The organism is Nonomuraea sp. LPB2021202275-12-8 (genome assembly GCF_037044575.1).
Lineage (GTDB): Bacteria > Actinomycetota > Actinomycetes > Streptosporangiales > Streptosporangiaceae > Nonomuraea.
The window spans coordinates 194,694-206,587 of the sequence record NZ_JBAHWD010000010.1 but is presented as its reverse complement, the minus strand read 5'-3'; the positions used below and the strand labels follow the sequence as shown (position 1 = coordinate 206,587).

The 11,894-nt window shown below is 68.3% G+C and carries 15 protein-coding genes; 9 read left to right on the top strand and 6 right to left on the bottom strand.

Annotation, left to right across the window (positions count from 1 at the left end):
- Positions 1–53 precede the first annotated feature (53 nt).
- Entirely contained in the window at positions 54–260 is a 207-nt protein-coding gene (locus V5E28_RS21165; protein ID WP_336208705.1) for a hypothetical protein, read from the bottom strand.
- A gap of 343 nt (positions 261–603) precedes the next feature.
- Here V5E28_RS21165 and V5E28_RS21160 point away from each other — a divergent pair, with 343 nt between their 5' ends.
- Both V5E28_RS21160 and V5E28_RS21155 read left to right on the top strand, forming a co-directional pair.
- The gene (locus V5E28_RS21160; protein ID WP_336208704.1) at positions 604–1,431 is read left to right on the top strand and encodes an NAD(P)-dependent oxidoreductase; all 828 of its coding nucleotides are present in this window, start codon (positions 604–606) and stop codon (positions 1,429–1,431) included.
- A 54-nt stretch (positions 1,432–1,485) separates the two neighbouring features.
- On the top strand, positions 1,486–1,830 hold the full coding sequence (locus V5E28_RS21155) for a winged helix-turn-helix transcriptional regulator (protein WP_336208703.1): 345 nt from the start codon (positions 1,486–1,488) through the stop codon (positions 1,828–1,830).
- Positions 1,831–2,054: 224 nt separating this feature from the next.
- On the opposite strand, the gene V5E28_RS21150 is transcribed toward V5E28_RS21155, so the two are convergent.
- Complete coding sequence (locus tag V5E28_RS21150; protein WP_336208702.1) at positions 2,055–2,780, bottom strand: GbsR/MarR family transcriptional regulator; 726 nt, start codon at positions 2,778–2,780, stop codon at positions 2,055–2,057.
- A 366-nt stretch (positions 2,781–3,146) separates the two neighbouring features.
- Here V5E28_RS21150 and V5E28_RS21145 point away from each other — a divergent pair, with 366 nt between their 5' ends.
- Together V5E28_RS21145 and V5E28_RS21140 are read left to right on the top strand one after the other, a co-directional pair.
- The gene (locus tag V5E28_RS21145) at positions 3,147–4,376 is read left to right on the top strand and encodes a serine hydrolase domain-containing protein (RefSeq protein ID WP_442945849.1); all 1,230 of its coding nucleotides are present in this window, start codon (positions 3,147–3,149) and stop codon (positions 4,374–4,376) included.
- A 142-nt stretch (positions 4,377–4,518) separates the two neighbouring features.
- The gene (locus V5E28_RS21140) at positions 4,519–4,926 is read left to right on the top strand and encodes a hypothetical protein (RefSeq protein ID WP_336208700.1); all 408 of its coding nucleotides are present in this window, start codon (positions 4,519–4,521) and stop codon (positions 4,924–4,926) included.
- Positions 4,927–5,069: 143 nt separating this feature from the next.
- Here V5E28_RS21140 and V5E28_RS21135 read toward each other — a convergent pair whose 3' ends face one another.
- The 3 genes from V5E28_RS21135 to V5E28_RS21125 form a co-directional block, all read right to left on the bottom strand.
- Positions 5,070–5,678 carry a glyoxalase gene (locus V5E28_RS21135; protein WP_336208699.1) on the bottom strand — a complete coding sequence of 203 codons (609 nt, stop codon included), beginning with the start codon at positions 5,676–5,678 and terminating at the stop codon, positions 5,070–5,072.
- Between the two features lie 162 nt (positions 5,679–5,840).
- Positions 5,841–6,485, bottom strand: a complete 645-nt coding sequence (locus V5E28_RS21130) for a DNA alkylation repair protein (RefSeq protein WP_336208698.1) — start codon at positions 6,483–6,485, stop codon at positions 5,841–5,843.
- Between the two features lie 264 nt (positions 6,486–6,749).
- Positions 6,750–7,823: a HEAT repeat domain-containing protein gene (locus V5E28_RS21125; RefSeq protein ID WP_336208697.1), complete on the bottom strand. Its 1,074-nt coding sequence runs from the start codon at positions 7,821–7,823 to the stop codon at positions 6,750–6,752.
- Positions 7,824–7,906: 83 nt separating this feature from the next.
- On the opposite strand from V5E28_RS21125, the gene V5E28_RS21120 reads away from it, so the two are divergent.
- Complete coding sequence (locus V5E28_RS21120; RefSeq protein WP_336208696.1) at positions 7,907–8,308, top strand: ABC transporter ATP-binding protein; 402 nt, start codon at positions 7,907–7,909, stop codon at positions 8,306–8,308.
- 21 nt (positions 8,309–8,329) lie between these two features.
- Here V5E28_RS21120 and V5E28_RS21115 read toward each other — a convergent pair whose 3' ends face one another.
- Positions 8,330–9,049 carry a VOC family protein gene (locus V5E28_RS21115; RefSeq protein ID WP_336208695.1) on the bottom strand — a complete coding sequence of 240 codons (720 nt, stop codon included), beginning with the start codon at positions 9,047–9,049 and terminating at the stop codon, positions 8,330–8,332.
- 308 nt (positions 9,050–9,357) lie between these two features.
- Here V5E28_RS21115 and rraA point away from each other — a divergent pair, with 308 nt between their 5' ends.
- From rraA to V5E28_RS21095, 4 genes are all read left to right on the top strand, one after another.
- Positions 9,358–9,828 (top strand): ribonuclease E activity regulator RraA, encoded by a 471-nt coding sequence (rraA, locus tag V5E28_RS21110; protein WP_336208694.1) that lies wholly within the window; start codon positions 9,358–9,360, stop codon positions 9,826–9,828.
- A 127-nt stretch (positions 9,829–9,955) separates the two neighbouring features.
- Positions 9,956–10,168, top strand: coding sequence for a hypothetical protein (locus tag V5E28_RS21105; RefSeq protein WP_336208693.1), 213 nt, complete (start codon positions 9,956–9,958; stop codon positions 10,166–10,168).
- A gap of 211 nt (positions 10,169–10,379) precedes the next feature.
- Positions 10,380–10,853 (top strand): carboxymuconolactone decarboxylase family protein, encoded by a 474-nt coding sequence (locus V5E28_RS21100; protein WP_336208692.1) that lies wholly within the window; start codon positions 10,380–10,382, stop codon positions 10,851–10,853.
- 92 nt (positions 10,854–10,945) lie between these two features.
- A complete protein-coding gene (locus tag V5E28_RS21095) occupies positions 10,946–11,869 on the top strand; it encodes an RNA polymerase sigma-70 factor (protein ID WP_336208691.1) in 924 nt (307 codons plus the stop codon).
- Positions 11,870–11,894: the final 25 nt, after the last annotated feature.

Genomic DNA, 11,894 nt, shown 5'->3' with positions numbered 1-11,894 from the left:
CGGGGGTCGCCTGCCCGTCGGCCGGGCTCGCCGGTATGCCCCCGTATCGGACTTCAGCGCCGCGCCAGCGCCAGCACGCTCAGTCCGAACATCAGGACGCCCAGGGGGAGATGGACCGACGGTATGTGCGCGATGCCGAGCAGGACCTGGACCGAGGCGAGGGCAAGGAAGCCGGACGCGTGCCAGACGGGCCGGGGCGAGCCGCCGCCCGGCTTCCACGCCAGCACCGCCGCGCCGGGTGACGCGGCCGTCGGCGACATCGAACGAGGCTACGGTCATGACGGCGCCGGCATGCTGGGCCACCAGGCCCGGCACACCGTTGACCGACCGCTCCAGGAGTTCGAGCCCCGGAGCCAGGTCAGCGATGGCGATCATGTACTGGGCGATGGGTCTGGGCGGTCCGCAATCCGGAGAAGCTGCGGCCGTGGGTGCGGGACGGCTAGTCCTGTCCGCACGGAAGACCGTCCATGAACGGCATCGCCGCTGGTCGGCGGATGGAACGGGGGGCCGGATCCTGCGGGCCAGGTGACTCACCTCCAGGTAACCACGCACTTCGAAGTGCGTTCTTGTGGCACGTACCGTCCCGAGTGAAAAGTGTTCCGTATGAACATACGGAACGAACGAATCAGCATCCTCGGCCTGGGAGCCATGGGGCGCGCGCTCGCGAGCGCGCTCCTCGAAGCCGGTCGCGAGGTGACGGTCTGGAACCGCACCCCCGGGAAAGCGGGCGAACTCGTCGCGCGCGGTGCGCGGGAGGCGTCGAGCGTGGAAGAGGCGATCGGGACGGGCGGCCTGACGGTCGCATGCCTGCTGGACGACGTCAGCGTCCGCGAGACGCTCGCACCGGCCATGCGCAAGCTGGCCGGCGGGACGCTCGTCAACCTCACCAGCGGCTCTGTACGGCAGGCGCGCGAGCTCGCCGGATGGCTCGAGGGGCACGGGGTGCGATTCCTGGCCGGCGGGATCATGGCAGTGCCCCCGACGGTGGGGACGGAGGGAGCCTTCATCCTCTACAGCGGTGCGCGTGACCTGTTCGACCGTGTCGCCCCTGTGCTCGGCCCCATCGGCCGTCCTCATTGGGTGGGCGAGGACCCCGGGTTCGCGGCGCTGTATGACATGGCCGCGCTGAGCGGCATGTACGGCATGGGCGCCGGGGCAGACCACGCCGTGGCATTGGTCCACGCGGAAGGCGGCGACGTGGAGACGTTCAAGCGCGAGGTGCTCCGGCCGTGGATGGAGCAGATGCTCCCGATCACGGTCGACGGCGCCGACGTGAGCGAATCCGTCCCGGACGAGTACAACCCCGCGATGCAGGCGACCGGCCTGCAGAGCATCCTCTCCGCCTCCGGAGAGGCGGGTGTGCCCGCGGACCTGGCCGGACACCTGCGTGCCTCGCTGTGGCGGATGCGCCGCGCCGTCGCCGCCGGCTGAGCCCTCACCAGGGCATCCACGAGTGGGTCGGGGCGTCCCGGCTATCATGAGGCAATGCGCAACCCGCCCTACATCTGTGCCCTCGACGCCACGATGGACGTCGTCGGGGGCAAGTGGAAGGCGCTGATCCTCTGGGCGCTGGACGAGCGGCTCCACCGATTCGGCGAGTTGCGCCGCAGCCTCCCCGGCGTCAGCGAGAAGGTGCTCGCCCAGCAGCTACGCGAGCTCGAGGCGGACGGGATCGTCCGGCGGACCGCGTTCGACGAGACACCGCCCCGGGTCGAATACGAGCTGACCGACGAAGGCGTCGCGCTCTACGCGGCGCTCGGCGCCCTGGGGGAGTGGGGCGCCCGTCGCATGCGCAGGCTCGATATCGTCCCCACCCACGGAAAAGAGTAAGCCGAGGCGTCCGCCGATCGGCGCGGGCGCTCTTGCGCAGGCCCAGGGAGGCTCGGTCGGCGCTGGCACGGATGCCGTTGAGCGAGCCGATCAGCTGCGGCGCGGCGTTGATCCGCGATTTCGCAGGGTGCCGCGGGCGGAAGAACTGTCGAGATGCTCGCCGCAACGCCGCTGGTGAGGACGGCGAGGAACAGGGCAACGCCCGACGACCAGCGGAGAGATCATCACTGTCGCCCGGCGTTCCGGGCGGCCAGGCTCTGCCGCCAGTGCTCCATGACCTGCCGGAAGGCCTCGCTCACGAGGAGAAGGAGTTCGGCGGAGGACTCGAAGCGGGCACCCGCCGGGGTGGTGGTCCCGAGAATCTCGGCTCCGCGCTGCGATGCGGCCACCAGGGCATCGTTCATCTGCAGAGATGCGCGGAGAGACGGGAGCCAGATCTCGTAGTCGATGACATAGCGTTCGCGCCGCGCGCCGGGAACCCGTTCCCGTCTGAGCATTCCCTGCTGTTCGAGGAAGGCGACGGCGTGCGAGACCGACGCGGGGCTGACGTGAAGCCGCTGGACCAGGTCAGCGGCGGTGAGAGCGCCGGAATCGGTGATGTACAGGCAGGCCAGCACCCTGGCCTCCATCCGGGGCAGGCCCTGCTGTACGAGGAGAGCGGTGAAGGACTCCTTGAAGTCCTGCACCGCTTGGGGGTCACGCCCACGGCCGCTGTCGGGGATCGGGGGCGCGGGAGGCTGAGTTTGCTTGTGCCGGCGCGCACGATGCCGTGTGGCCTCGTGCGCCCGGTCCGCCCCGTAATCGTCGGGTCCGCCATTGCGGGTGACCTCGCGCATGATGGTCGAGGCGGGACGCCCCAGACGCCGGCCGATCTCTGCGTATCCCAGCCCCTCGGACAGCCACGCGGCGATGTGCTGGCGGTCCTCATTGGTGAGTCTGCCTCCGGGCATCGGTGCTTGGCTCCTATCTGTCGACATGCGCGGAGCTCTGCGCCCCGGCACCCTCAGCTGCACTGCATGCATTCACGCGTTGCCCATTGCAAAACGAGTCATGATCCCTCGTTGCATTCAGCATCAGAATCATTGCAATAGCGGCTCAGTAATCCAACTCTAACAGGCAGGATGCGCCGCCCATAGCTGTTGACGCATTTATGAACGCAATGTACTGTCGCAGTTGTTCAGCGATTCCCGAACGTTTGTGGATGCCGGTGGCGCCGCAGAGGGAGTCCTGTGACCGAGATCCACCTCGCCAAGGCCATGGGCGCCACGCCCGGGGCGGGTCTCGCAGACCCAACACTGTGCGTAAGGAGATTCATGATGGAACACGGCAACGGCGGTTTCTCCGCGGCGGGGCTGCGCAGGCTGCGTGAGGTGCTGGTACGGCGTGTGGAATCCGGGAGGATTCCCGGGCTGGTCGCTCTGGTCAGCCGGGGCGGTGAGACGCATGTCGAGGCGGTCGGGACGATGCGTCATGAAGGTGGCGCGCCGATGCGCCGGGACACGATCTTTCGGATGGCGTCCACGTCCAAGCCGGTCGCGATGGCGGCGGCGATGGTCTTGGTGGATGAGTGCCGGCTGCGGCTGGATGACCTGGTGGAGCAGTGGCTGCCGGAGCTCGCCGACCGTCAGGTGCTCAAGCGGATCGACGGCCCGCTGGACGACACCGTGCCGGCGCGGCGGCCGATCACCGTACGGGACCTGCTGACCTCCACCTTCGGGCTCGGCATGGACATGACGGCGCTGGGCACTCCGATCATGGGCGCGATCTTCGAGCGGGGGCTCACGCCCGATCTGCCGGAGCCGATGCCCGAGCCGGACGAGTGGATGCGCCGCCTGGGCACGCTTCCGCTGATGCACCAGCCCGGACAGCGCTGGCAGTACCAGCTCAGCCACGATGTTCTCGGCGTGCTGGTGGCCAGGGTCACCGGCCAGTCGTTCGAGACGTTCCTGCGCGAACGCATCCTCGATCCGCTGGGCATGAAGGACACCGCCTTCCACGTGCCCGCCGACAAGATCGACCGGCTGCCGACCCTGTATGCCCCCGACCAGCAGACCGGACAGTTCCACGTGTGGGACGAGGCCAAGGGAGGACGCTGGAGCCAGCCTCCGGCGTTCCAGGGCGGCGGCGGCGGGCTGGTCTCCACCGTCGACGACTACCACGCCTACTTCCGGATGCTGCTGAATCACGGCAGGCACGGGAGCGAACGGATCCTGTCTCGGCCCGCGGTCGAGCTGATGACCACCAACCGCCTCACGCCCGAGCAGCAAGCCGCCCGGCACGCCATGGCCACCGACAACGTCCATGTGTCCTTCGGCCAGGGCCAGCACGGCGGCTGGGGGATGGGGATGGCGGTGCGCACCTACCGCGGCGACTACGCCCCCGTCGGCCAGTTCGGCTGGGACGGCGGAAGCGGCACCTCCACCTACGCCGACCCGGACAACCAGCTCACCGGCATCCTGCTCACCCAGGTCGGCATGTCCACCCCGGATTCGGCCCGGCTCATCCACGACTTCTGGACCACGCTCTACCAGGCCATCGACGACTGACACCGAACCCGCACCCGCCCGAGGGTGAGACCCCGGGCGGCCCCGCCTGAGCAATCGAGACACCCCAGGCACCAGCAGGACCGCACTCCACCATCCGTCCTTCAACTGCATTTCGTAACAGATGTAAAAGGAGCACACCACCATGTCCGTCACCCTTACCGACCAGGACAAGCTCACCCTGCGCACCGCCGCCTACGGCGCCGTCACGCTGCTGGCCGCCGCTGGTGCTGCCGGCTCGCCCCACAAAATCGCCACCGAGGGCTCCATCGCCCTGGCCTCCGCAACTGGCCTGATCGGGCACGTGCTCGGCGAGAAGACGAAGATCGGCAACCTGAACGGCAAGTCCGTAGCCGAACTCGCCGACCACGTGCTGCCCGCCCTGACGGCGGCCATGGGCCTGCTCAAGAAGCAGGCGCCGGAAGAGGCCGACAACTTCCGCAGCACCGTCATCGTCGCCATCGAAACGGCCGCTCGCACCCACCAGGGCCAGCCCAGCCCCACCATCGCTGACATGGCCCGCAAGATCACCGAAGCCCTCGACGCCGCTTGACGGCATGCCGGCCCGCGCAGCCCACGGCTTGCCACGGGGGGCCTCTCAGGCCCCCCGTGACACGGCGGCGTGGCAGGTCAGGCAGGGGCCGAACCCCGCCAGGGCGGCCAAGCGTCTTCCAGGGGCTCCGCCAATGGGGCCTTCTAGGCCACCTCCCACACGAAGCCGTCCGGGTCGGTGAAGGGCCCGGCATCGCTGCCAATGACGAGCCGGTGCGATCCGGTGCCGTCGGGAGCGACGCCGGCGACCTTGGCGAGGGCACGACGTTTGTAGAGCGACAGCTTGACGGGACTCGACGAAGTGCCGAACTCGACGTACCTGCGGCCATAGCTCTTCGTCACGGCGAGGCCGCGGTCAACGTAGAACCGCTTGGTCGCGGCCACGTCCGCGACTCCCAGCTGGAGCACGAACTCGTCGATCTGCCGGGTGGCCGGGCCGGTGTCCTTCTTCGCCGAGGAGGCGACCGTCCAGATCGTCCCATCCGGGGCTTGCACAACGCCGCCGTAGCCCCACAGCGACTTCGCGGCCGGCTTCAACGGCGTGGCACCGGCGTCGAGGGCGGTGCCGATGAGGCCGTTGACGGTGGCCGGCTGGGACACGATGAGCGACAGCGTGAACCCGCGGAAGCCGGTCGTCGGTGCCTCCGAGGCCTGCAGGCGCACCCGAGAGCCCAAACCGAAGGCAGTGGTGTAGAAGTGGTTGGCCGCTGCGGGATCGACCACCTCAATGGTGACGAATTCGATGGAAGCCATAGCTGTCACGCTAAGTGCGGCCCGGTGAATGGCGCTTCTCGATTTCTGATCGGTCTGGTCACGCCGGGCCTTCGCCAACCTCGCAACAGGATTCCGGCTCTGAGCGAACAACTCGGATCATTTCCGAGAATGCATGGTGAACGAGCGTGAGCGCGAACCTTCCTACTTGTCGTGCTGTCGGCGCACCATCTCGGTGATCCAGATGGGCGCGAACGGAGACGTGCAGCCCGGGGAAGTCGGGTAGTCCTTGAGCACCTCCAGGCGCGCACCGATGTCGAGTGCGCGGGCGCGGTGCTCGACGTGCTCGATCCCGATCTGCGCCAGGCAGTGGTTCATCGCCCACTGCAGGCGATCCGGGGCGTCTTTCATCTCCGCCTCGATGACGTCGAGCAGTCCTGCGAGGTCGAGGCTCTCGGGCTTCTTCGCCACGCGTTCGGTGGTCAGCGCCCAGCCGGCGCTCGCGACCACGGGATCCGGGTCGGCGAACCAGGTCAGGCGCAGCTCTTCGGAGTGCGGGTTCTTCTTCACCACGTAGTTCACGAGCCAGTCGTGCACCTTGGGTGTGCGCGCCTCGCGCAACATGACGTCCAGCTCGTCACGCTCGAACGCCTTCGGGCGGCAGATCAGGATCGCCAGCAGTCTCGCCGCGGTGTCATCCGTCTCCCAGAGCCGGCACGCGAGTTCCTGCTGCGTCTTCAGCCGCTTCGCGAGCGCGCGCAGCTTGCTGAGGTTCACACCGTGATCGTCACCGTGTTTCTCGTTCACCTCGCGTGTCTTCGAATCCTCGAGCTCGGCCAGCTCGGCCATCACCTCGGCCACCATCGTCTCGGTCAGCGTCGCCTCGGCCACCTCAGCCTCCTGTCCGTCACGTGCGAGATTCAGCGTACGACGGAAGCCGGCCTTCTGTCGTACACGCCGGCGGCGCGACCCGAAATCCCGTGTCTGCAGCAGTTCTCGGCACTGACTCGCACTTTCACTCAGAGCCGGCGTACTCGTTCACAAGCGAGACAGCCAAAGCCGATGAACGCCCGTCGGTCTGGCTTGATCAAGGCAAATACCCACGATGCCGGGCTATTGGCTGAGGGTGCGCAGAGCCGCCGCCGCAGCGTCTCGTACGCAGGCGACGCCGTCGCTCGCGGCATGACGTTCCAGCGCCGGTCTGGCGGACCGTACTCCGAGCCGACCGAGCGCGGTCGCCGCATGCGCCCTGACCCGATGTGACGGATCCTCAAGCGCGCGGAGCAGCGCCGGTGCGGCGTTGGCATTCGCCATGCGCCCCAGCGAGTCGACCGCCTGACCCCGGACGTACGCGTCCTCATCACCGAGCAGGATTTCAAGGAGCGAATCAGCGCGCACGTCGGGAATCCGGCCACACAGCCACGCCATCGACCGGCGCAGGCGATGGTCACCGCCCGACTCGACGTACAGTGCGGGCGACGCGGAGCGACCGCAGGACGCCAGCGCCGATCGAGCCAGACGATGGGTGTGACCGTCGGCGGGCTGCTTGAGCACGAAGACGAGCGCGGGAACGGCGCGGCCGTGCGCGGCCCGCTGAAGTCCCGTCAGGCCTGCCCATCGCAGCGGACCTGCCACGAGTTCGAGAAGGTAGGGGACGAACCGCTCGTCGGCGACCCGGGCCACTGCCCATGCCGCGGATTCGCCCAGCAGGGTGCCACTCTCGCGCGTAGCCCTCAGCACGGCTTCCAGCGCGGGCGGCGTGTTCGCCGCGCATAACGCCTCGACCATCGTGCTGCTCCGTACCCGTTCCGCGGTCGCCACCAGCGCGTCCTCGGACTCCTGGGTCCGCAATCGACCGAGAGCCGTGATCGCGGCGTCACGCAGGCCGGCATTCGTCAGTGAGGCGATCAGCGCCGGGACCGCACGCGCGTCCCCCAGCCTTCCCAGCAGCAGCGCAGCCTGATTCGCCCACCTGGGCGCGGGCGGGGTAAGCAGCCGGATGGCCAGATCGACGGCCCGGCGATCCCCGAGTACGGCGAGCCGCCGCCCCACGCAGTCCGCGAGCGTACCGATCCTCTGATCCATCGCCCGCTCGAACACCTCGAGCAACTCGTCAGCCGACGCCTGATCGACCCAGGCGAGGACCGTGTAGTAAGGCGCTCTGGCCAGTTCCTCGATCGGCCTCACCTCTCCCATTGAACGCTCGTATCGGCGACAGGGCCAGCGGCGGCCCGCATCGGGTGAAAGTCGGAGATCAATCGGCCTCCAGGGTGGCACGAGCCCCTGACACACAGCGGGTCAACGCTCTGTCCGGCGGGCAGCAGCAGCGCGTGTGGGTCGCCGTGGCCCTGGCCCAGCAGACCCGGATCATGCTGCTCGACGAGCCCACGATCTACCTCGACGTGGCCCATCAGGTGGAGCTGATGGAGCTCTTCACCGACCTGCAGCGTTCCGGACGCACGCTGGTGGCCGTGCTCCATGACATCAACCAGGCGATCCGCTACGTCACCGACCTTGTGGTGATGCACGAGGGCCGCGTCGTGGCACACGGCGACCCTCAGGAGATCGTCACCGCGCCGCTGATCTCCGACGTCTTCGCCCTCGGGTGTTCGGTGTTCCCCGACCCGCTGACGGGGCTGCCGATGGTGCTCCCCGCCAAACGCGAACGCTGACCGGAGGCCCTTCGGGCCCTCTTATCGGGGGAACACACAGAACTCATTGCCGTCGGGATCGGCCATCACCACGTGGCTGACCTCGCCCTGGCCGATGTCGATCCGCTTCGCTCCGAGGGAGATGAGACGGTCGACCTCCGCTTGCTGATCACCGTCCGCAGGCGGAGCGAGGTCGAAGTGCAGCCGGTTCTTCCCGGTCTTCGGCGCCACCGGCGGGCCGCCCCAGGTGATCTTCGGACCACCGTGCGGCGAGCGGATCGCGGTCTCCTGGTCCTGGTCCCAGACCAACGGCCAGCCCAGCGCCGCGCTCCAGAAGTACCCGACCTCCTGCGAACCGTCGCTCGCGAGCGCTCCGATGAATCCGCAGTCAGCGAGGAAGTTGTTGCCCGGCTCGATCACGTCGAACTCGTTGCCCTCGGGGTCGGCGAGCACCACATGAGCCGCGTCCGGGCCCTGCCCGATGTCCAGGTGCCGCGCACCGAGTTCGAGCGCCCGCGCCACCGTCCGCTGCTGGTCCTCCAGGGACGTGCTCGTCAGGTCGAAGTGCGTCTGGTTCTGGCCGGTCTTCTTCTTCTCGGACGGAACACATCGGATCCGGAACCCGGTGTCGTCGCTCGGCAGGAGGGTGAAGCCTTCGTGGGGATCGTCGACCATCTCCCAGCCCAGGAACCCGCCCCAGAAGCTCGCCAGGCGGTGGGGGTCGTTCGCATCGAAGCAGAGCGCGACGAGCTGAGAAGTCATCCTGCGGTTTCCCATCTCTTGGTTCACGGGCGCAGACAGGGCACGTCCTCTGGCGCATGACGGAGCAACGCTAGCCCGATCGAGGACCGCGACGCCAACGCATTTACGTCAAGGGCGACGCCCGGCCCCGGCCCCAACCCGCGTAGCGGAGAGATGGAAGGCCCTGACGACTGATCACCTGTACGGTCGTCGCGGCTTTCCACCTCCGCTGATCAGTGCACCGTCCTGACCACAACGACAATGGCGGGGTACCAGCGGCGGCAGTTCGCCACTGGTCCCCGCCGATCCGCAGAAAGGCCGCACGCACCATGACCATCGTGACCGCAGACCTCTACGACGAGCGCGGCGATCAGCTCGACTCCTGCGACCTCCAGCTCGCCCAATACGGCGGCCGCCGGGCCTTCGCCGGTACGGTCGTCACCGTTCGCTGCCATGAGGACAATGCGCTGCTCAAGTCCGTTCTGGGAGAGCCAGGCGCGGGACGCGTCCTGGTGGTCGATGGCGGCGGCTCGCTGCACACGGCCCTCATGGGTGACGTCATCGCCGGCCTTGCCGTCGTCAACGGCTGGGCCGGCGTGGTCATCAACGGGGCCGTACGGGATGTCGCCGCCCTGCGTGAACTGGACCTGGGCGTCAAGGCGCTGGGTTCCAATCCACGCAGGAGCGGCAAAGAGGGCACTGGCGAGCGCGACGTCCCGGTCACTTTCGGTGGTGTCGCCTTCCATCCTGGGGCCGAGCTGTTCAGCGACGACGACGGTATCCTCGTGGGACGTGCCTAGATGACGTGGTCAGTGGAGAAGGTGCGGGGCAACGCCTGATCGCGACGGGACCGTAGGACCGTCGGCTTCGCCTACGCACGTTCTCGGGGGCGGTCTGTGCGTCCGCACGCGTGAGAGCCTTCTCCACATGTACGCGCTGATGTACGCCTACCTGGGTGGCTTGCTCACGATGGCGTTGTCTGTAGCGCTGGCCGCCTTCAGTACCTGGCTGGCTCATCGCAAGGGGCAGAACTGGCTCGCCTGGGGGATGCTCTCGCTGTCTCTTGGGCCGATCGGCGTCTTCTTCGTGGCACTCCTGCCGCGATTGCCCAAGGCAGACCGGCGAGCGGCGGGCCGGTAGCGGCAGCGCTTCGAAGCGGTCCGCAAAGAGCGGGAGGAACTGGCGTCGCGGTTCTTCGACGCCCTCCGCGAAGGCGGCGCGGATGAGGCCGAATCCGTCGGGTGACGTGCGTCGGCGGACGGGAGACGCAGGTCACATCGGTCCATGTCACAGGGCGGCGGGCTACCCCGTCTCAGGGGGTGTAGCCACGACGACGACAGAGGAGCACATCATGAACGCACGACTCAACTACTTCGCCGACCCGACCGCAGGCAAGGCCCTCAAGTACTTCATGTCGGTGGGCAAGGCGCTCAGGGACTCGCCGCTGCCGGCCGCCACGCAGGAGCTGGTGGCGCTTCGCGTAAGTCAGATCAACGGCTGTGCCGTCTGCATCGACATGCACACCAAAGAGGCTGCCGCTGCCGGCGAGACCTCGGTGCGGCTGAACCTGGTCGCGGCGTGGCGGGAGGCCACGGTCTTCACCGAGGCCGAGCGTGCCGCGCTGGAGCTGGCGGAGGAAGGGACCCGGGTCGCGGACGCGGCCGGTGGGGTCAGCGACGAGGTGTGGGCGTCCGCCGCCAAGCACTACGACGAGGGGCAGCTCACCGCCCTGGTGATCCTCGTCTCCTTCATGAACACGGTGAACCGGCTGAACATCATCAGCCAGCAGCCGGCCGGCGACTACGAGCCCGGGCAGTTCCACTGAGCATCAGCAGCGACTGGTCCGGATGATCACCAGAAGTTGCCTGCGCCGGCGAGTACGGCCGGGTGGAAGGGCTCCAAGGGGAGGGAATCCGCGTGAGCAAGGTCGAGGAGTTCGAGGAGCTGCGGCCGCTGCTGTTTTCGATCGCCTATCGGATTCTGGGCAGTGTGGGTGAGGCCGAGGACGCTGTGCAGGAGACATGGCTGCGCTTTGACGGCTCGGCGACCCAGCCCACGTCGGCCAAGGCATTTCTGTCGGCCGCGGTGACGCGGATCTCGATCGATGTGCTGCGCTCCGCGCGGGTGCGGCGCGAGAAGTACGTGGGCCCGTGGTTTCCCGAGCCGCTGCTGAGCGATCCGTATCAGGATCCGGCGCGGTCGATGGAGCTGGCCGACTCGGTGTCGATGGCGGCGCTGCTGCTGCTGGAGCGGCTCAGCCCGCTGGAGCGGGCGGTGTTTGTGCTGCGGGAGGTGTTCGGCTTCGGGTTCGACGAGGTCGCCGCGGCGGTGGGTCGGTCGGAGGCGGCGTGCCGGCAGCTGCTGGTGCGGGCGCGGCGGCATATGGAGGCCGGGCGGCCGCGCTTCGAAGCGGTCCGCCAAGAGCGGGAGGAACTGGCGTCGCGGTTCTTCGACGCCCTCCGCGAGGGCGACGTCGCCGGCCTGCAGGAACTGCTCGCCGCCGACGTGTCGATGGTCGGAGACAGCGGCGGCAAGGCACCGCAGCTGGCCAGGGCCATCATCGGCGCCGCGAACGCGGCCCGGCTGCTTGCCTCCGTCTTCCGCCGGCTGGCCCGGATCGACGTGACGTTCGAGCCGCACGAGCTCAACGGCCAGCCGGGCGCGATCTTCCGCGACCGGGACGGCAAGGTGCTCTACACCCTGGCGCTCGATGTACTCGACGGGCAGATCCAGACGATCCGCTCGGTGATCAACCCCGACAAGCTGCGGCACGTGGGCCCAGTAGCGGACGCCTGGGCAATCGACCGCGAAGTAAGACAGGCACGCCGGCCCACGGAATAGCCGCAAGCCGCAGCCGGGCTGAGAG